Source organism: Candidatus Paceibacterota bacterium (genome assembly GCA_041666545.1).
In the GTDB taxonomy this organism is placed as follows: domain Bacteria; phylum Patescibacteriota; class Minisyncoccia; order Phycocordibacterales; family JBAYGS01; genus JBAYGS01.
The window spans coordinates 250,881-270,348 of the sequence record JBAYGS010000001.1 but is presented as its reverse complement, the minus strand read 5'-3'; the positions used below and the strand labels follow the sequence as shown (position 1 = coordinate 270,348).

The 19,468-nt window shown below is 47.0% G+C and carries 23 protein-coding genes; 13 read left to right on the top strand and 10 right to left on the bottom strand.

All coding sequences use genetic code 11. The features are described 5' to 3' along the window. Positions 1–23 precede the first annotated feature (23 nt). Positions 24–743, top strand: a complete 720-nt coding sequence (locus WCT25_01525) for a ZIP family metal transporter (GenBank protein ID MFA6536095.1) — start codon at positions 24–26, stop codon at positions 741–743. A 66-nt stretch (positions 744–809) separates the two neighbouring features. On the opposite strand, the gene WCT25_01520 is transcribed toward WCT25_01525, so the two are convergent. The 4 genes from WCT25_01520 to WCT25_01505 form a co-directional block, all read right to left on the bottom strand. Further along, positions 810–1,259, bottom strand: coding sequence for a hypothetical protein (locus WCT25_01520; GenBank protein MFA6536094.1), 450 nt, complete (start codon positions 1,257–1,259; stop codon positions 810–812). 85 nt (positions 1,260–1,344) lie between these two features. Further along, entirely contained in the window at positions 1,345–1,920 is a 576-nt protein-coding gene (locus tag WCT25_01515) for a ribonuclease H-like domain-containing protein (GenBank protein MFA6536093.1), read from the bottom strand. Between the two features lie 111 nt (positions 1,921–2,031). Next, positions 2,032–3,357: a histidine--tRNA ligase gene (gene hisS, locus WCT25_01510; protein ID MFA6536092.1), complete on the bottom strand. Its 1,326-nt coding sequence runs from the start codon at positions 3,355–3,357 to the stop codon at positions 2,032–2,034. 75 nt (positions 3,358–3,432) lie between these two features. Then, positions 3,433–3,885 carry a hypothetical protein gene (locus WCT25_01505; protein ID MFA6536091.1) on the bottom strand — a complete coding sequence of 151 codons (453 nt, stop codon included), beginning with the start codon at positions 3,883–3,885 and terminating at the stop codon, positions 3,433–3,435. 177 nt (positions 3,886–4,062) lie between these two features. Between WCT25_01505 and WCT25_01500 the strand changes: the two genes are divergently transcribed. Beyond that, positions 4,063–4,371, top strand: coding sequence for an RNA-binding protein (locus tag WCT25_01500; protein MFA6536090.1), 309 nt, complete (start codon positions 4,063–4,065; stop codon positions 4,369–4,371). A 175-nt stretch (positions 4,372–4,546) separates the two neighbouring features. Here the strand turns inward: WCT25_01500 and WCT25_01495 are convergent, their stop codons facing one another. After that, positions 4,547–5,230, bottom strand: a complete 684-nt coding sequence (locus WCT25_01495; GenBank protein MFA6536089.1) for a nucleoside monophosphate kinase — start codon at positions 5,228–5,230, stop codon at positions 4,547–4,549. 206 nt (positions 5,231–5,436) lie between these two features. On the opposite strand from WCT25_01495, the gene WCT25_01490 reads away from it, so the two are divergent. Genes WCT25_01490 through WCT25_01480 form a run of 3 tightly spaced genes read left to right on the top strand, consistent with a single transcriptional unit; the run spans position 5,437 to position 8,948 of the window. After that, entirely contained in the window at positions 5,437–6,969 is a 1,533-nt protein-coding gene (locus WCT25_01490) for an efflux RND transporter periplasmic adaptor subunit (protein MFA6536088.1), read from the top strand. A gap of 5 nt (positions 6,970–6,974) precedes the next feature. Continuing rightward, the gene (locus WCT25_01485; protein ID MFA6536087.1) at positions 6,975–7,706 is read left to right on the top strand and encodes an ABC transporter ATP-binding protein; all 732 of its coding nucleotides are present in this window, start codon (positions 6,975–6,977) and stop codon (positions 7,704–7,706) included. 3 nt (positions 7,707–7,709) lie between these two features. Next, complete coding sequence (locus WCT25_01480) at positions 7,710–8,948, top strand: ABC transporter permease (protein ID MFA6536086.1); 1,239 nt, start codon at positions 7,710–7,712, stop codon at positions 8,946–8,948. Positions 8,949–9,018: 70 nt separating this feature from the next. Here the strand turns inward: WCT25_01480 and WCT25_01475 are convergent, their stop codons facing one another. After that, positions 9,019–9,243, bottom strand: a complete 225-nt coding sequence (locus tag WCT25_01475) for a hypothetical protein (protein MFA6536085.1) — start codon at positions 9,241–9,243, stop codon at positions 9,019–9,021. 160 nt (positions 9,244–9,403) lie between these two features. On the opposite strand from WCT25_01475, the gene WCT25_01470 reads away from it, so the two are divergent. Continuing rightward, positions 9,404–10,039 carry a hypothetical protein gene (locus WCT25_01470; protein ID MFA6536084.1) on the top strand — a complete coding sequence of 212 codons (636 nt, stop codon included), beginning with the start codon at positions 9,404–9,406 and terminating at the stop codon, positions 10,037–10,039. 94 nt (positions 10,040–10,133) lie between these two features. On the opposite strand, the gene WCT25_01465 is transcribed toward WCT25_01470, so the two are convergent. Continuing rightward, on the bottom strand, positions 10,134–10,313 hold the full coding sequence (locus WCT25_01465) for a hypothetical protein (GenBank protein ID MFA6536083.1): 180 nt from the start codon (positions 10,311–10,313) through the stop codon (positions 10,134–10,136). A 255-nt stretch (positions 10,314–10,568) separates the two neighbouring features. Between WCT25_01465 and WCT25_01460 the strand changes: the two genes are divergently transcribed. The 6 genes from WCT25_01460 to WCT25_01435 all read left to right on the top strand — a co-directional run bounded on the left by WCT25_01460 (position 10,569) and on the right by WCT25_01435 (position 15,762). Then, the gene (locus WCT25_01460; GenBank protein MFA6536082.1) at positions 10,569–11,159 is read left to right on the top strand and encodes an RNA polymerase sigma factor; all 591 of its coding nucleotides are present in this window, start codon (positions 10,569–10,571) and stop codon (positions 11,157–11,159) included. A 3-nt stretch (positions 11,160–11,162) separates the two neighbouring features. Then, positions 11,163–11,501: a hypothetical protein gene (locus WCT25_01455; protein ID MFA6536081.1), complete on the top strand. Its 339-nt coding sequence runs from the start codon at positions 11,163–11,165 to the stop codon at positions 11,499–11,501. A gap of 105 nt (positions 11,502–11,606) precedes the next feature. Continuing rightward, positions 11,607–12,260: a tRNA pseudouridine(55) synthase TruB gene (gene truB / locus WCT25_01450; GenBank protein ID MFA6536080.1), complete on the top strand. Its 654-nt coding sequence runs from the start codon at positions 11,607–11,609 to the stop codon at positions 12,258–12,260. Positions 12,261–12,357: 97 nt separating this feature from the next. Continuing rightward, positions 12,358–13,200 carry a hypothetical protein gene (locus WCT25_01445; protein ID MFA6536079.1) on the top strand — a complete coding sequence of 281 codons (843 nt, stop codon included), beginning with the start codon at positions 12,358–12,360 and terminating at the stop codon, positions 13,198–13,200. Positions 13,201–13,366: 166 nt separating this feature from the next. Continuing rightward, positions 13,367–14,062, top strand: a complete 696-nt coding sequence (locus WCT25_01440; GenBank protein ID MFA6536078.1) for a hypothetical protein — start codon at positions 13,367–13,369, stop codon at positions 14,060–14,062. A gap of 14 nt (positions 14,063–14,076) precedes the next feature. Beyond that, positions 14,077–15,762, top strand: coding sequence for an ATP-binding protein (locus tag WCT25_01435; protein MFA6536077.1), 1,686 nt, complete (start codon positions 14,077–14,079; stop codon positions 15,760–15,762). An 80-nt stretch (positions 15,763–15,842) separates the two neighbouring features. On the opposite strand, the gene WCT25_01430 is transcribed toward WCT25_01435, so the two are convergent. From WCT25_01430 to WCT25_01420, 3 genes are all read right to left on the bottom strand, one after another. After that, complete coding sequence (locus WCT25_01430; protein ID MFA6536076.1) at positions 15,843–16,559, bottom strand: TlyA family RNA methyltransferase; 717 nt, start codon at positions 16,557–16,559, stop codon at positions 15,843–15,845. A gap of 57 nt (positions 16,560–16,616) precedes the next feature. After that, the gene (locus WCT25_01425) at positions 16,617–17,393 is read right to left on the bottom strand and encodes a hypothetical protein (GenBank protein MFA6536075.1); all 777 of its coding nucleotides are present in this window, start codon (positions 17,391–17,393) and stop codon (positions 16,617–16,619) included. 91 nt (positions 17,394–17,484) lie between these two features. After that, complete coding sequence (locus WCT25_01420; protein MFA6536074.1) at positions 17,485–18,675, bottom strand: MFS transporter; 1,191 nt, start codon at positions 18,673–18,675, stop codon at positions 17,485–17,487. Between the two features lie 384 nt (positions 18,676–19,059). Between WCT25_01420 and WCT25_01415 the strand changes: the two genes are divergently transcribed. Then, positions 19,060–19,356, top strand: a complete 297-nt coding sequence (locus WCT25_01415) for a hypothetical protein (GenBank protein ID MFA6536073.1) — start codon at positions 19,060–19,062, stop codon at positions 19,354–19,356. Positions 19,357–19,468: the final 112 nt, after the last annotated feature.

The following is a 19,468-nucleotide window of genomic DNA, read 5'->3' as shown; positions in this document are numbered from 1 at the left end:
TTTGTGCTAGAATGCTTTTACTTATGATTATTGTCATTGCCATCGGTGCTTTTGCGGCCACCCTTCTTGGGGGACTGTTCGCCTTGCGCTATCAAGATAAATTGCATTTAATTTTGGGTTTTAGCGCCGGTGCGGTAATCGGCGTGGCCTTTTTTGATTTATTGCCGGAGGCCGTCGGGCTTTCGTCCGGTTCATTCGATATTTCTACAGTTTCTAGTGTGATTGCCCTGGGCTTTGTTCTCTTCATGATTTTGGACCGAGTTTTGGCGGCCTGTCATCATGATGACGATCATTGTGAAAACCAAAGTCATCGCGGACGCTTAGGGGCGGGGAGTTTATCCTTCCACAGTTTTTTAGATGGCCTAGCTGTGGGTTTGGCATTTCAGGTTTCGGTTTCAGTTGGTCTTGTGGTGGCGATTGCGGTTTTGGTCCACGATTTTTCTGACGGTATTAATACCGTGGGCATGATTCTTAAAAATGGTGGCACCAAAAAACAAGCTTTCAGTTGGCTAACTCTCGATGCTTTGGCGCCGGTCTTGGGAATTATTGTGGCTTATTTTCTAAAGGTGCCGGAACAAATTTTAGGAATTTTACTGGCGATTTTTTGTGGTTTCTTTTTCTATATTGGCGCGAGCGACTTGTTGCCGGAAAGTCATCATCGTCATCCAACCATTTGGACAACAGTCACTACTGTTTTAGGTATTGCCGTTCTCTACGGCGCAATTAAGTTGGCGGGGATTTAATATTTATTGTAAATAAAAACCACCAACAAGATTGCGTCTTGTTGGTGGCGGAGGACAGTGTTTGGCTCAGGCCAGGCAATGGTCGAGAACCAGCTGCGCAGTGGCGCGGATCCGGACGATGTCCTTTTCCAGCTCGCCCGGGGGCAAACTGCCGGAGGTGCAACCCATGATGGGACGATCCAAACGCTCCTCTCCGAGCAGTGGCTGTTGGGATTGCCAAGCCAAGCGGGCCGCGATTTGGCCGATCTTGGAAGTCGGCTCGGCGTCCGTCCCTTCACTCGCCATCGTCTTCAATGCGGAAGCGAGGTCGGGGCTGACTCCGAGTGCGATGGCGATTTCGGCCGCTTCCACCACAGCATACAGCCGCGGCAGACTCATGGCGACTTTCTTCCAGTCAGCAAGGGTGGCTTGTTGATCGGCGGGTTTGCCGAGGTTGGCGTTAAGAAGGGCGAAATCCCGGCTTTGGAAAAATGCTCCAATTTGCGAGCGGACTTCTGCGTCAGACACGTTTTTCATTTGTGGCCTTTGGTTTGCGGTTCTGTACCTCCTATAAGAGGTCTCTTTTGCAAGTATAGCATATTACATGCTATATGTCAAGGCCTTAAAAAGGCAGCGTATGAGTCATCGCCGAGTGACTTTTTTCTTCCCATTTGCTGGTGTCGATTTTTAATTCCTTGGTGTCTTTGCCGTCGAGGTATTTAACTTTGCCGTTTTCAAGCATATATTCGTAAAGCTCCTTGGTGATTTTGACATCTTGTAGACAGTAAGAACGAACTTTTTCAACTTCACCTTGCTTCCATAATTTAATTGCTTCCAGACCGTTGCCGGTTTTATTTTTACCCAAAGTTGCTTCGGCCAAAGTGTCTAATTTGATTCTTCGGCCTAAAACATTCTGGACTTCCTTCATCAGGTCTAAACTTTTAATTTTGGTTAGATCGCCTGGGTAATATTTATCTAAAAGCGGAATATCGAAATGGTTGGAGTTGTAGCCTATCAAAATATCAGCTTTTTCAATAATTGGCCAAAGCTTCTTGAGCTCGGATTCCAAAAAACTGCTGTAAGAATCGGTTTCGGAATCATAAATGCCCACGACAGAAATCGTGAGGGCGGCCGGGTCATTAACACCAACATCGGAAAAAAGATTGCTAGTCTCGATATCAAAGACGATCTTGTGCATAAGATGTTTGACTCGACACGAATTACGAATTAGCGCGAATGACACTAATAAAATCAAATCCAAGTTCTGCATTAGTGTAATTCGTCTTCATTCGTGTATTTGTGTCGTGTGCTACTTTTTAATAATTTTTACTAAAGATTCAACCTCGCTATCACCGATTTCAGTCTCCTTACCATCAGAAAGGCGCTTGATTTTAAACTTGCCGGATTTGACCTCATCTTCGCCGATGACTGTGACAAAAGGAATCTTGTTCTTGTCGGCATATTTAATCTGGTCGCCGATTTTTCTCTCGGTATAGTCGACAGCGGCAGAAATACCAACCTCCCTCATCTTTTGGGCGATTTCGTTGGTGTAATCGGCGGCTTCTAGATTGGTGGAGCAGATATAGATTTGAGTTTTCGGTTCAAATTTTGGAAGTAGGCCATAGGTTTCCAGAACATCACGGATGACGACATCTCCCATGCCAAATCCGAAGGCCGGAATCTTTTCCTCTCCAAATATGGCCAAGAGGTCATCATAGCGGCCACCACCAAAAATTGAGCGACGATTCTTGGGATTGGTGTCGAAAACCTCAAAAACAATGCCGGTGTAATAATCGAAGCCACGCATCAGGGTTTGGGTAAAGACCACATTGGTGATGCCAAGTTGTTCCAATTTTTCAATCAGCGTCTTGATTTCGGCGACAGCGGGTGCAACTTTTTCGGCACTGCCGATAACCTTAATAAATTCGGCAAAGTTCTCGGTATTTAAGAGTGTGAGAAAGTCATCACTTCTTTCGCCAATCATTTTCTTGATTTCTCCGGCAAATTCATCCTTTGAGATTTTCTCTTTCTTGTCAATCAGTTTGGAAATTTGGTAGGATTCGCCTTCATTAAGCATAAAAAGATCGCGCAAAATATAATTCATGATTTTGCGGCTATTGATTCGGATTTCGAATTGGTTATCCTTCAGGCCGAAATTACGAAGTAGGGTAGAGGCGAGAGTCAGGGTCTCAACTTCGGCCTGAATATTTTTGATGCCGAAAACGTCGGCGTTCAATTGCCAATGTTCGCGCAAACGACCTCTCTGGGGTTGTTCATAACGAAAAAGATTGGGAATCGAATACCAGCGGACCGGAAAGGCCATTTCTTTTCGCTTGGCGGCGATCAATCGTGCGACACTTGGGGTCATTTCCGGTCTTAAAGTGACTTCGCGCTCACCGCGGTCAGTAAAGGTGTAGGTTTGATCGTTGACGATTTCCTCACCGCTTTTGGCTCGGTAGAGTTCGGCTGGCTCCAGCACGGAAGCCCCGTACTCTTCATAACCGAAACTTTCCAAAGTTTTTTTCATGACTCCAAAAATGTAGTTTTGGGTGAATTGGTCGGCAGGGTAAAAATCTCTTACGCCTTTGTAAGGTTCAGTTGAGAGTTTTGGTGTTTTGGTATTTTTTTCTGACATGAGGCTAATTTTAACAGACTAAACGAGTAAACTAAAGCCCCGCCCCCTTGCGGGGGCGGGGCTTTAGGCTTTAATTTAAATTCTAAAACCTAAATCCTGCATTTCCACGAAAGGGACGATTGGCGGCTGATCGGCGATCATATGGATAGCTTTGTCGGCGATGATAATGGCATCAATAGTGGCCACAAAAACCAAAGCGACAATCAACCACTTGCGAATATTATCCCAAGTCAGATGCTTCATAATTTCGTAAGGTAAAACAATGGCATAGACTGAAAGCGAGAAGGGAATTAGGAGTGTGATGAAGAACAGGGCTCCCCAGAATAGGTAGGCAATATCCAAAAGCGGGGTAGAAATATTAAAAGTGTACCAAAGGAATTTAAGGGCCAAAATGACATTTTCAAAGTAAAAAAGGGCGAAATACACGAAAAAACCGAGATAAAGCACGGTGACAAAGGAACGCAAAAGCGGGGCGAAATAAAAGCCCAAAACCTGCTTATAATACGGCTTGTTGTCTTTGCTACTCATGTTTCGGTATCATAGTATACCTACGGTGTTTTGTCAAGTTTTTGGAAACAATTGTCTGGGTTTGTGTTTTTGGGCTGGTCGTGTATACTGTTTTCGTTGTAGAGTTTCTCTAGGGGTAAAGGTTTCCTTGGCCATAGTGAAGGTCGTTCTACAGGTTAATAAAATAGTTTACGATACATGGCTAAGAAATTGTATGTAGGCGGTCTTCCATATTCAACTACCAATGATGAATTGAAGGACGCTTTCTCTAAAATGGGTGAAGTCATTTCGGCAAATGTTATCATCGACAAGATGACCGGTCGCTCACGCGGCTTTGGTTTCGTGGAGATGAATGACGACGACGCTTTGAAAGCGGTTGACGCAATGAACGGAACTGATCTAGGAGGCCGAAAGATCATCGTCAACGAGGCTCGCCCAATGGGTGATCGACCTCCACGACGAGGTGGCTTTGGCGGTGGCGATCGAGGTGATCGACGCAGCTTCTAAGCAGAAGTTTGTAGTGAGTAGTGAGTAGTTTGTAGAAAATGAAAGCGAAAGCGCAGGCTAAAACAAAAACTCCCTAGGGGGAGTTTTTGTTTTACCGACATTTCAGGTATAAAAAAGCGCCCTTCCGGAGGAAGGGCGCGTGCTGGCTTGGTTGCGGAACTAAATGCTAAGAACTTCAAGGCTCAACCGGGTGTGGCTCATCCTTGAAGATCTGGCGAGCGAGCGCCGGCGCCACGAAGACTGCCGGCTGATTGCTTGAGGTGATTCGGGCGTTAGAGATCAGTCCCAGGCTGTGCATGATCAGGCTCTGGACTTCTTGCACGCCGAGATCCTCAGCAACCTCCACGAATTGGTGGCTGACCTGCGGACTCTGCATGAAGGGCTTGATTGGCAAGGTCTTCTGGTCGAAGGCCTTCAGTTTGTGGTCGATCGATTCGACAGTCGAGTCGTCGACGCGGCCGTCCTGGGTTTCGGAAGCCCGTTTGGTGATTCTGTTCCGACAAGCCTGCTCCGAGGCGTTGAACCAAAAGGTGGCCAGCTGATAGCCACGACTCTTCAGTTCTTGGACGATAGTGTTGGCCTGTTGCTCTGTCCGGATAGCGCCATCGAGCACAATCATCTTTTCCTTGTGCGCGGTGAGCCAAAGTTTGACTTGCCACATGACCGTTTCGTCGGCCACCAAGATTCCGGAATCGATGCAGTCGATGGACGGACTATGCTTGGCCTGCTGTTTCATCTCGCGGAAGAGTGCTCCAGTTTCCAGAACCGAGATACCCATTTGCCGAAGAGGTTCTGCGCCCTTGCCCTTGCCACAACCGCTCCGACCGATCAACACCACTGCAGTTTTGATATGCCTCATTCTGCCTTTCTTTACTTGTTTTTGTTTGTGCTTTATACCTAGTTCCTGCAATCTTGCAAAGAACAACCAGTTGAAAATGGTATCAGGGTAATAAATTGTTGTCAATCGATTGAACCTATTATACCCAAAGACTACCCAAACCGAGACCCTCTTTAATTTTGGCAAAAATCTGTGCTAAGATGAATAAACTAAATTTTCTAAACTAAATGAAACATCTAAAAAAGCCGATTTTCTATATCCCCTCAATCGTTCTGGTTTTAATCGTCATCGCTTTGTTTTTGATTTTCTCGCCCAAAAAAGTTGAATTGCAAACTATTGTGGTATCTCCGCAGACTTTAACTCAAGAGGTAAGCGTGACCGGCAAAGTGGTTGCGAAAAATGATGTTAAGCTGGGCTTTGAAAATAGCGGCCTAATTAGCGCGGTGTATCGAGATGTCGGTAGTGTCGTCAAGGCTGGCGACGCCATCGTGGCCCTAGATAGCTCGGAAATTTTCGCCAAGTTGCTTCAAGCTGAAGCGGAAAGAGACCGGACGCAGGCTGAACTTGATCAGCTGAAACGCGGCACGAGACCGGAGGAAATCGACATTGCCAGAGTGAAAGTCGACAACGCCGAAGTGACGCTTACGGATGCTCGGAAAAATTTGGTCGACAAGCTTAATGACGCCTTTGTAAAGTCGGATGACGCGATTCGAGCTAAAGTTGATCAGTTTATCACCAATCCGCGCGCTCAAAATCCTAAACTAAATTTTCAAGTCGATTCTCAACTGGCGGCCAAGATCGAATCAACACGGCTGGCCCTGGAAGGGACCCTGACTCTCTGGCAGACAAGCTTGGTCAACCTGACCATAAGCTCCGACCTCCTAACTTATTTGGCAAGCGCCAGCGACAATCTTTTTGTCATCAACAATTTCCTAAACGATGTGTCTTTTGTGGTCAACGCCTTGCAGGCTTCGGCCAGTTTGACCCAGACGACAATTGACTCCTATAAGGCCGATATTCTAACGGCGCGCACGAATATCAATACTGCTATTTCCAATTTGACAACCGCCGGTGAAAAGTTGCGGGCGGCCGATTCCAACTTGCGTCTGGAAAATAATAATCTCAAGTTGTCATTGGCCGGCGCGACAGCCGGAGACCTTGAGGCCGCAGAGGCTTCACTGAAATCGTCCGAAGCCAATGTCCTCAATCTGAAAAGCCAGCTGGCGAAAACCGTAATCCGCGCGCCTTTCGCCGGAGTAGTGAGCGTTCAGGATGCCAAGGTTGGCGAGATTGCTACTGCCGGTAAGATTTTAGTATCACTCTTTGGTTCAACCTTGCACATTGAGGCTTATGTGCCGGAGGCGGATGTGGCCAAAATCCATCTCAAGGATCAGGCCCGGGTGACCTTAGACGCCTATAGCAGTGAAATAGAATTTCCAGCCGAGGTGGTCTTCATGGACCCAGCTGAAACAGTGATTGAAAATGTTTCCACTTATCGAATTCTGCTCGAATTCAAAACTGAAGATGAGAGAATTCGTTCTGGTATGACGGCAAACTTGGATATTATTACCGCCACCAAAGAAAAGGCTTTGGCTGTGCCACAGCGGGCGGTTATCGGTCAAAATGGTGGTAGTTTTGTTAAAGTTCTGGTCGGCAATGAAATCGTGAATAAGGATGTAAAAATCGGCATTCGTAGCAACGATGGCCTGGTGGAGGTGATTTCCGGACTGGAAGTGGGCGATACGGTGATCATAAATTAAAAAACATGTCCCAGTCTAAAGATTCGGCAGTGGCAATCGAGACTCGCGATATACACAAGTCTTATTTTGATGAAGGCGGGGAAGAGACCAAGGTTCTCCAAGGGATTTCCTTCTCAATCAAGGCAGGCGAGTTTGTGGCGATTATGGGACCGTCCGGTTCGGGTAAATCGACCCTGCTTCACATTTTGGGTTTTTTGGATTACCCGACTTCCGGCGAATATTATTTTGGTGGCCGTCGTTTTGAGCATTTTGGCGAGGACGAGTCGGCCAAGTTGCGTAATGAAAAAATTGGCTTTGTGTTTCAGGCCTTCAACCTGTTGCCGAGGACTACGGTTTTTGAAAATGTTCGCTTGCCCCTTTTCTATTCAAGAATTCCGGAATCTGAATGGCAAGAGCGGACCGAGCGGGCCATTGACTCGGTCGGCTTGTCGCACCGGATGCACCACGAGTCAGCCGGCCTCTCCGGCGGAGAAAAACAACGAGTGGCTATTGCCCGCGCTCTGGTTGTCAGGCCGGAGATTATTTTCGCCGATGAGCCAACTGGCAATTTGGATTCAAAATCTGGCCAAGTGGTCATGGATATTATCCGTAAACTTAATGAGGAGCACGGGCACACGATTGTTTTGATTACCCACGAGACCTATACGGCCGAACAGGCCGGCAGGATTATCAGGATCAAGGACGGCTCGATTGAGAGCGATAGCAAGGTGTCAAAGCGAAGTGTTTTTATGAAATAATTTATGACTCTGAAACATATAGCCAGAACGGCGGTTAGAGGTCTCTCGGTGAATAAAAGCCGCTCGATTTTGACGATTCTCGGCATCGTTATCGGTATTATGGCGATTATTGTGATTGTTTCCTTGGGCAACGGCGCGCAAAATCTAATCCTTGGTCAGATCCAGGGCATGGGTTCAAAAACTGTTGTGGTTATCCCGGGCCGAGAACCAAGCGGGCCGGCCGATTCGGCTCAGATTTTTAGCGATTCGCTTAAGCAGAAGGATCTCGAGTCTCTGCGACAAAAAATAAATGCTCCGACAATCGCCAAAATTGTGCCGGTGGTTTTTGGCGGTGAACAGGCATCTTATGACAACGAAACCTATCGATTGACGATTTTCGGTGCCTCGGAGGCAATGGCCCAGATTTTTGACATGGAACCGGAGACCGGATCTTTTATAACGGCAGATGATGTTCGTGGTCGGGCCGATGTGGTGGTAATCGGTTCCAAGGTCAAGAAAGAACTTTTTGGACAGAGCGACGCTTTGGGACAAAAAATCAAAATTAAAGGCCGGACTTTTCGGGTAGTCGGAGTTTTGGCGGCCAAAGGCCAGGTTTCTTTTTTCAATTTTGACGAGGTGGCGATCGTGCCCTATACCACGGCTCAACAATTTATTTTCGGCATCAAATACTTTCACCGCTTTATGATTGAGGCCGAGTCTGAAGAATTGATTTCGGCTACCGTGTTTGATGTGGAGAGGACTTTGCGGGCCAATCACTCGATTAGTGACCCGAGCAAAGATGACTTTTTCGTGCAAACTCAAGCTGACTTGGCGAGCCGGCTTAGTGTCATCACTACAGCGCTAACCTTATTTTTGGTGGCGGTGGCCGCGATTTCTCTGGTAGTTGGCGGTATTGGCATCATGAATATTATGCTAGTGTCGGTGACGGAACGAACGAAAGAAATTGGTTTACGCAAAGCTGTCGGCGCTTCCAATCGCGACATTATGCTTCAATTTTTATTTGAGGCGGTTATTCTAACTTTGCTCGGCGGGTTGGTCGGAGTCATTCTGGGGGTAATTATTTCTTTTGGCGCCTCAATTATAATTGGCAAAGTGGTTGGACTGGGCTGGCAGTACGATTTCCCTTATCTGGCGCTCATTATCGGCCTGGCGGTTTCCGGTTCAGTTGGTCTGGTGTTCGGAGTTTATCCGGCTAAACAGGCGGCTAAGAAAAGTCCGATTGAGGCCCTAAGGTATGAGTAATCCCAAAAGTGGTTGTGCCGGTATTTAGAAATGAAATGAAAAAGGGAAGCGTGCGTCAACGCTTCCCGTGTTACTCCTGACTTGTTTCAGTCACTTCGCTTCTTGCGAGCGAGGTGCAATCCGAAGCGTTCCAGGTTTCCAGTTTTGGAGTCTTGCGACTTTCACTGCCCGGAGGGATCGGTAATTCCACAATAATCTGCTGGGTGGCCGGCAGAATTTTGAATACTGTCCCGATGCGACTGCCTTTTTGGACTTGTCGACCGGGGAAGGCTTGCTGTACTAACACCTGAATCACCACCTTTCTTGACCGAGCATGCGATGCTTTAGGTCGGTTTGGGGTTTATGGAGATTTTGACCTGTCTGTACGATAGCAGATTGGGAATAATGTGGCAATTCGTTGACATGAAGTTCTTTTAGGCATACCTTGGTTATAGAAAATTCAGCTCAAGGCACTTATGAAAATTATAAGCTTGCTCGGTTTCTTGTCAGTGCTTTTTGTCGGTTGCGCTTCGCCGGTTCGGCCAGTTTCGACTGTCGCGTCGCCGGAAAAAATATTGGGAAGTCCTTTCAAAATGGCGATGTCCGGCCTCTCCACGGTTAAGGATGCTTACGGTAAAAGTGCGATGATTTTGGAACCCAGAGATCTAATCGGCTGGGGTATCACCTTGAATCTAAGCGAAAGACTTTTTGACAACACGCCGGTTGATTTCGAAGTCCGTTTTGATTCCAGAACGCACCACCTCTGGATTAGAGTTTTTCCGGAGACGGAGGGGAGTACGCCATTTCCGGTTCCGTCTGATGATAATTGGTTGGTGCTTATCAAAAACCATGGCCGGACATTTATCCATCGTGAATTGCCGGATGTCGACATCTTTTCGGTTGTGCCCGGCTCTGCCCAAGATAGTGAAAGTGGTGGCGATTCGGTCGGCCTGGTCCTAGTCTTAAGCAAAGGCGAGCTGATTTTGAATCGGCTGATGCAGTACGATGTTGATTATCGGGTTAGCCCGGTGAAGAGTGCGATGGATTCCCTGATTTCAGTCACACTACGTTCTGTAGACACGACAAATCAGAGGCAAACCAAAATCCATTAAATTTGGTCCAGACTTGCGTAAAATTATGGTTGTGCTAGTATCGACCTTGGCTAGTTCATGTCTTAGGAACGGGGGTAAAAAAGCGCCCCTCGCGCTAATGACGCAACGGAGTGCTATCCACTTCCTTGCCGATGCTGCCGAGGAGTCCGTAAACAACCGAGAGCCGAAAGCCCAATAGCTGATAGGTGTCGCCCTTCTGGCCGACAACTGACGCCCTTGAGCAGGGCTTGAACCCGACCCGTGAACCGGCCACTATTTCCCCGCATGCTTGCATGTGGGGATTTTTTATTCGCATGCCCTGCCTGCCGGCAGGCAGGGCCTATTCGTAAGGGTGCTTAACTTTTTTGACTAAATTTCATTTTTTTGGCACAGTGTAGTTGTTGAAATGAAATCGCTAGCTTACGGTTATATAAAGCAAAGGTCGCAAATTGTAAGCTGGCTAAGGACCCATTTAAAATATGGAAGTGGGTTCTAGGGAAGGGCAACCTTCCCTAATGCCTTTAAATTCTTAGTCTATTTAGTAATCGGCATGTCTTTACTAGAAGCTGAAATCGTGAATCTGAACTCTCATCTCGAAAATCTTTCCGATGAGGAAGTTTTGGTGTATTCAATCAAAAATCCAGATGCTTTTTCAGTTATCGTGGATCGCTACGAGGATGCGTTTGTGCGAAAACTGCGGATGATGCTACGCGCTTCGGATGAGGTGCAAGATATTGTTCAGGATGCTTTCGTGAAAATCTATCTTAACGCCTCCAAGTATCGGCCGGTCCCCGGTGCTTCATTCAAATCTTGGGCCTATCGAATTTTGCTCAACACCTGCTTCACCAAGATGAAGAAGCTAAATCTGGAGAAGACTCGTCTGATGGATTTGGAACCGGAGGTGGTGGAGAATCTGCCTGATAAGGCTGATAGTTGGCAAAAGCACCTCGAGCTTGATGAATTTTTGTCAGTTATTTCCAAAATTTCTTCCGGAGCCAAAAGCCTACTGCAGAGTATCGTGGTAGATGGCAAAACTTCTGAAGATATCGCGACCGCCGAAGGAATTTCGATTTCAGCCGTCAGGACCAGATTGCACCGAGCCAAGAAGGAATACAAAAAAGCCAGCACTAATCTAATTTAAAAAATGTCTCAAACTATCAAACAAAATGTCATGGCGAGGGTCAAGTTCCTTTTCTATCTAAAGCGGGTTTTCCAGCCTGTAGTTTTGGAGATCTCGGCCGTCGTGCTCTTTACCGGTCTCACAGCCTCCCTGGTCTCGGTCGGTCATGTGGTTGCCAACTCGATGGGTGTGGCCGACCGCTTGGCGGCAATCGAATTTTTTGCCCAGGCATTTTTGCGCACTGATTTTATTGTTCAGTTATCGATTTTGGCGATTTTAGCCTCTGGACTTTTTCTGATTCGGGATATTTATCGGTCACTTAGAATCACTGACGGCTTAATGTTGCGTCGACAGTTGGCTTAAATCTACATTTTAGTTAACGGCTCATTTCCACCATTTGAGCCGTTAAAAGCTCTAAAAGCCGGAGGCAGGGCTTGTTTTTCCTTCAACTTTGCCTAGAATTGGCTTATGGAAGGAATAATTCTAATTGATAAACCGTCCGGCATCACTTCTTTCGATGTGATTCGTCGGCTAAGGACTAAATTCGGCGCCAAAAAAGGTGAACCAAAATGGAAGATGGGTCACGCCGGCACACTTGACCCGATGGCTTCTGGCTTAATGATTATTGCCTATGGCCCAGCTACCAAGAGGCTGAATGAATTTCTTAAATTACCAAAAGTGTACGAGGCGGGAATTTTGTTAGGCGTGAAAACTGATACAGGTGATCTTCAGGGGAAAATTTTGGAGACGGTTTCTGCCCAGGTTACAGCCGAGGCTTTAAAAGTGGCACTTAAGGAGCTAATCGGCACGCACGAGTTTGCCGTGCCGGCGTATTCAGCAATCAAACAGGGTGGGGAAGCGCTTTACAAAAAAGCTCGGCGGGGAGAGAAAATTGAGCTACCCAAAAAGCCGATGACAGTGAAAAAAATAATTCTTAAGAGTTTTTTACAAGACGGTCAGTATCAGATTATCAAGGCTGATTTTGAAGTCGGCAGTGGCACCTACATTCGTACTCTGGCCGAAGAAATTGGTTATAAACTAGGCCTACCGGCCACCCTTCAGGCATTAAGGCGGACCCAAATCGGCGATTTTTCAATCGGACAAGCCGAAAAATTAAACTAATTAAAAAACTATTGTAAATATTGACAGGACTTGCTATCTGTGTATACTGCGAAAAGAAGTTCGAAAACAACAAGTTTAACTCAACGAAAGGATTAGTGTGCAACTCAACGGTATTGAAATCAGTCGTCGGGAAAATCGCAAGCTTGCAGTTGTCAAAGTGCCGTTTTATGTCCGGACTCACCTCATTGAAAGTCGAGTGGCTTTTTTTATGGGCCTTTACGCGGCTAAGGCGGCGGTTGATCTGCCGGTAATTGATCAGTCTGACAATCTGGTGGATGGTCGGCATCGCTTCGCGGCCCTCGAGCGCCTTGAAGTGGTTGAAGCTGAATTCGGCATTGCGAAGGAGCAAGACCGGACGAAGCTCATCGTTCTGGCTTGCCAAGCCAATCTGGGCGGGTCTCTGCCGCCGACTCAACAGGATTTGGTCCATACCGCCGAGTTGCTTTTCAAACAAAAGCAGACGCGGCGCCAGATTATCGATCAGCTGATTGGAATCAGCGGCTTCCCGCGCGAATTTGCCATTCGGGTAGTGGATGATGCCAAGTCAAACATTGCCGAGGCGCGGCTCAATCAAGCAGTCCACGCAGTTGTTGACGAAGGGCTCACGGTTGTGGAGGCGGCGGCGAGATACGAGGTCGACGGTCGGACTCTTCGGGGCAAATTGTCGGGCAAGCCGGTCAAGAAAATCGGTGCCGGAGAATTCAACGCGGCCTTCAGTACCAAGTTCCGTAGTCATTCGGCGAGTGTGGCTCGCCAAATGAGGACACTCAAGAATGGTGTTGATGATGGTACCATCTCGGAGACTTCAGCCAAGGCGATTATCTGCCACGTGAAGCGTTTGGTCAGGCGGACGGAGAAGTCATTCAAGGAATGGGAACGACGGTTTGAGGCATCTTTTGATGCCAACCGCAAACTGGCCAAGCCGGGAAAGAAGCCCTAATTCGTCAAAGTTTTTCGAGTGAGACAACCCGCCCAAAGTGGCGGGTTTTTAAATACCAAAAATTGTTGACAAATCTAGTTAGTTATGTATATTTAGGACAGAATAGTTTAGCTCAAAGCCAACGCTTTTAGCTTTTGAAAACGCTAGTTAATGAGAAAGGATGCAAATGGAAAAAATATCTGGAAGTGTAGAGTTTTGCTTTACAGAGTTGGTTTCGAAGCACCCGTTGGAAATTGCCAAGATTGTGGAATTCACCGGTCTTCATCCGAATACTGTCCAAAACTGGATTGTCACCAAGAGAATGCCAGAAGGCGAAAACTTGGTCAGGCTCCGCTACTTTTTGGATGCCCACGGTTGTGAAGTTTCCGAACTGAAAGGGATTAGTCCTGAAGTGTTGGAATTGGGCAGGTTGGTGGCCTTTAAGGTCATAACTTTCGGGGAGGCGGCCAAGGTTGCGGACTATCCCAATGCGCACTCGCTGATGCGAGTTCTTTTGGGTCGGTCCGGAGTTTATCCTGTTCGGCTCAAAAAGATTGCGGAATTTCTGGCCCTGAAGCAAGCCGAATTGGTTCAGAAAATCCGGGTCTTCACGGCCGGCGAATCGTCGTCGGCGGGAGAGCAAGTTGTTCCGGTATTCGAAGCCAACATTCACACCGATCTCAGTCACGATCTTATAATCTCGGCCTTGGCCTTCCAGGTTCAGGCAATTTTGCCACTCGCCCAGTTGGTGGTTTCGGACGGTTTTACTCCGGAAGAGAGAAACAAACTCAGGGAGTTGGCCGGTGCGACCAGCATCTTTAAGCTCGCGAATCATCTCAATCGACTCTGCGGCGAAAAAGCTCGCGGAGCTGATAAACGCTAAACACGAGGAAAAAAATGAGCACTGCAACAGTTGAGCTGTCGCCTACAAGTGGCACTCGCAACCTTAGCCGGGTGGCTTATCCGTTAGGAATTGGACTCCTGCGGTTTGCCGAAGATTATCGGACACTACCGCTCGTCATTTTCGAACAGGTCCAGAACGCTTTGGATGTTAACGCAACCAAAATCTGGATCTATGTCGATCAGAAAAAGAACCAAATCATCATTCGGGATAACGGCGGCGGCACGAGTCGGGAAAACTTCGACAGGGCGCTGACTTCCTGCTTGGTTTCATCCAAGATTGATGTGACCGACAAGTTTGGTCGGTTTGGCCAAGGTCTCATCAGTCCTCTTGGCAAATGCAAACGGAACACCTTCATTTCAAAGTTGAGAGGCAGTTCCGACCATTTTGTCGAGTGGGAATTCGTGACCGAAGACATTCGTCGCCAGGTTGGCGAGATCTATATTCCCAACCGTTTGCGGCGTGATATTCGTGATGTGGAGTGGAACACTGAAGTTCGACTCTACGAAACTACGACTGACGCGATTACGCGCCGGATGTCTACCGAGTCGCTTCGTTCCGGAATTATCGAGCGCTACAATGTCGTGCTGTTGAAGCATAAGGTTGTGGTGTTTGTCGATTTCGTTGACGAAGATGGCGAGCTTGCCAGAGGCAGCTTTTCAGGTCGGGCCTATACCGGCAAACAACTGACCGACGAGTTTATCGATGATCCTGCCTGCGGGATGAGCTACTTTCGGCTCTGGCTTGCTCAAGCTGATCAGCGTGGTCGGCGGCGGGGCGTGGTAAAAGTCGGGATTGTCAACAATCCTTACACATTCGCTCTCTCGAAGATGCTTCGTCAGGTGAAAGATGAGGATTGGCTTCTGCCGGACGTGGCGGAAGCACTGTCCTCCGGAGTTTTCGAGGGCGAAATTGTCGGCACCAAGCTTGAGCTGCATGTCGGCCGGGAGAAGTTCATTGCCAACGAAGCCTTGAGGGGCTTTTGTACGGCAATTAATGCCTGGTTTGTCGGCGTCGGTTCAAGCTACTACGAAGAGACGGTTAAGACTCAAACCGAAGAGCGCTATGTTCGTTTGGGAATTCAAACTCTCGAGCGATTTCAGTCGGTGATTAAGACTGAAGCTTTCGCGGGCCTGCTCGGCGTCATTAAGAGTTTCAAGATTGGCAGTGTTGGTACCAGACACACTAAACCCGATGACACGAAGGTGCTTGAGGGCGAGGAGTTTACTGGTACGGCAGTCGGAGGTGGCGCCGGTAAGGAAAAGGAACCGAGCAAGGATCCTGATCCGGTCGCGGTGCCGAAGCCACCGACAGATGAAAAGCCAGAGCATCATCCGCTCGTGGTCGATTCTCCTAGTGGTGGTCTTCGGGTGCCGGTCAAGCGCAACAGTCTCGGTCTCCGCTTCAATCACAGTTTGATGGAAGGTTCGGATGATCTTTGGCAGTTGGACGCTGAAGCTGGCGTACTCCACATCAATATCCGGCATCCCCATTGGGTGGCCTGTGAATCATCGGATCGCCGGTTGGAAGAACTCCAACTGCATATCCTGATTCACGCTCTCGTCCTGCAAACTATCCCGCGCGGTGATTGGCGGGACACTAGCCGTTTGACCCTTGCCGAACTCATCGGGCCTTTCGTTGGTCTAATGTTGGCAGGTCGCAAGAAAAATTCCACTGATTAAAAAGTGGTAACCCTCGGAGCAATCCGGGGGTTTTTTAATTTTCAACTATTCTGAAGTTCTTGAGAATTCCAGAATGGTTTTTAGATTGATAAATAAATCAGATACTCCGTGTTGCCGTCGGTGCCGTGGATCGGGGACTCGATTTGTTTCAAGAAAACAAAACCGTTTTGTTCGGTCCAAGCGATTACATCTTGCAGAGCTTTTTCTCGGATTTTCACATCGGCGACTACACCCTTTTTATTCACAATATCCGGCCCGACTTCAAATTGGGGTTTGACTAAAGCAATAATTTTAGCTTGAGGTTTTAAGAATTTTTTGACGGCCGGTAAGACTTTGGTTAGGGAGATAAAAGAGACATCGATTACTGCCAAATCTGCCTGTTCCGGTATGGAAGCCAGATTGCGAATGTCGGTTTGCTCGATTGAAACTACTTTTAGATTTTTCTTTAATTCCGGATTAAGTTGGCCGGTGCCAACATCGACGGCGTAGACTTTGATTGCACCATTCTGAATTAGGCAATCGGTAAAACCACCGGTTGAAGAGCCAACATCAAGTACGACTAAACCGCTAGGATTTAGTTCAAATTCATCCAGGGCTTTTTCCAGTTTGACTCCAGCTCGGCTGACGTATGGCAAATCGGCAATAACTTCCAGTTTATCGATCGGGGAGATGTTGGTGCTGGATTTTTCGGCCGGCTGTTCGTTTAGCAAAACCGCACCCTGTTCAATTAAGGTTTGAGCGATAGTCCGACTTCGAGCCAAACCGCGATTCACTAATTCGACATCAAGGCGAGACATGGTAGGAAGTATAAAGTATTAAGTATAGAGTATATGGTATGGGGAAAGAAACGAGGTTTATTTTTCTGCCAGTTTGCCCATTTCAAGGGTTAAATCCTGCATCTTTTTTACAATTTCATCTGTCTCGTCAAAACCTGCAACAGCCATATCAGTTTTTGCAGAATGGAATATTTCCTCCTGAGCTCGCTTTTTAAGGTCCTGCGGAAGCAGTTCTGTTACTTCGTTTATTTTTCGTTCTATATCAACAATTTTAAATCTAACATCCTCAGTAAGTTTATATATTTTTTTCTCCGCTTCCGTCTTTTCACTTTTTGCTGAGACTCTGGCAGCTTCGCTCGCTCTCTCGTCTCCATATTTCTTGCCGATCCAACCTAGAGCTGCAGCAATGGCCAATAATCCGGATAGGGCAATAGCCAGTTTCTTTTTTTTCTCACCAACGTATTTTTTATGCTCGACTCCGGCTCTTTCAATAAATGTTAAAAATTTCTCGTTTATTCTGACCTGTTCCTCTGTGATGGCCGGTACATCCCATTTGTCGCCAATTTGCCTCTCAATTTCGTCTCGAATGTGCTGACCTTTTGTCAAGTCACCTTCAGTCAGGATATTTAAGGAAAATTGTCCTTCTGCAACTTTCTCACCCTTGTACAAATAGCCAGACTTTACCGGCTCGATTGTGAATCCGGAGATGGATCCGTCTGACAAAAGTCTCTCGGCGATTGTCTCTAGTGTTGCCTCTTCGCTAAAGATTGCAGAGATCTTTACTGCGTCAATCATTTTTTCGGCTGACTCATGATTTTCATCACCCCCCTGATTTGCCTCAAGATTATTTTCCATATATAAAATCATATGACAAATGAGCGTATTAATCAAACAAAAAGCCCGATTTTCGCTTTGCGAAAATCGGGCTGAACCTAACTAATGCCGACTAATGCCGGCCATTTTTGGCAACGAGCGTTGTGCCGATCACCAAGAACGAACCGAAAACCAACCAAGTGAGGGGAATACCAGCCGATCTGGCGAGCAGTCCGCTTAACAGTAGGCCGATGGCACCACCGAAGTGGTGGGCAATCGATTCGAAGGACAGGATTGTAGCTCGCTCTTTCGATTCGATGTTGTTGTTCAGGTAAGCATCTTTGATGGGCACAACCATGCCTCGAGGCAGTTCGTGGAGCAGGAACAAAGCAATCGCTAATCCGTAGTTGCCAAATTGCCCCATAATGGTGATCAGAATCCCAATAGAAATTTCAGAAGCAAGCAGAGCTTTTCGCTCGTTGCCATGAAATTTTTTTATTAGTCTTGGAGCCAAAGCTGATCCGATCATACAGAGAGTCAAGTTTCCGACCCAGATCATTCCCAGAATACTTTTGCTTACTCCGCTATTCTGGAAAAAGATTTGCCACTGCATATTCGGCGCCATTACAACCACATACTGAAGGGCCATAATAATCAGAACAAATCTAATTGCCCGGTTATTGCGACTGTAGTGGAAGCTGGTTTTGACGGTTCGAATAAAAGCCTGCCAACCTTCACGCCAGTTCAGTTTTTGTTTGACAAAATAGTCTTCGCGTAAAACTATTAAGCTGTAGCCGGCAACTATGAACATGCCGATTGATCCGACAAACCAGGGTAAGGCCAAATCCCATTCAGCGATGACAGCCCCTATCAGTCCGCCAGCCATACTGCCGAGTCTGCCGATTGCTCCAGCTTTTGAGAAAATCGGTGCAAGCGGTTCAGCATGGCCGTGGTGTTTCAGACTATCAACTAGCCAAGCACTGAATGCTCCGCTTGAAAAAGTCGCCCCAACAGCCAGAACCATTTCTGCCATAACGAATCCCCAAAAACTTTGAGAAAAGGCGTAGGCGCCTAGCCCTAAAGCATAGAGGAAACAAGATATGATGAAGGACGGCTTTCTTCCGAAGACATCTGCGAAAGCCCCAGTTGGGATTTCACAGATGAATAAGGTCGTGAAAAAAGCTACATTGACTAGGTTAACTTCGAATAAGTCCAAACCATGAGATTTGAGAAATAAGACGTAAGTTGCTGAGCCGATGCCGGTCCCAAACATTCCCACTAAAGCGACTAATGCTAGATATCGATGGATAATTTGTTTAGCCATAACTATGCTTTCCTGGTTGAATTTTTAAAGAACAAATCTGAATGAAGGTTGAGATTTTTTTGGCCGAGCCACGCGGCTTTAGGCAAAATGAAAAATCCCGGCTTTCATTCAGCCGGGATTTTTCTAAGCAAAATTAATAGCTGGTTAAATTAAAATTGGGGAGTTAAAAAAATTACGGCTGAATATAAGCGTTCACAATCGGCGTCATTAAGAGAAACGCCAAAAGTGCCACGAGGATAGGTGGTGTTCTTATTAATATTCATTTGGCCGTAAAAATTAGGCATGGAAATATGATACCGTGCCGGCTTAGCGATGTCAAATTAGTTATTGACACGCAGATAATTAGCTGTATTGTATAAATAGATAGAAAAAGAAAGGTGACTTATGAGTGAAGCCAAAACTGAATGGTTTATCGAAGCTGATGAAGCTACCAACCGAATCATCGCGGAGCAAGTGCCGGATGCCGAGGAGTGTCCGGGAATCATTTGTGGCGATGGCCAGGCCAGAAACCTCTGGCGGGTTCCGGCTCATCAGGTGGCAATGCTTGCGGGAAATCGCCGGAAGCTCGGCTTGAATTTTACGGTTTTTTGTCGAGTTGATACCCGTGGAATCCACGTATCGTTTCTTTTCAACAGCCCCCAAAAGCGTTCGGCCTGGAAAAGGGTCGTTATGGCGGCCTGATTTCTTGGCTTTTCGCCCCTTGCGCACTTTTGCGGGAGGGGTTTTTAAATACCTGGACCTGTGTATTACTCGCTGTTTACCTCTTGGACTTAGGAGTATAATAATGGGGTAA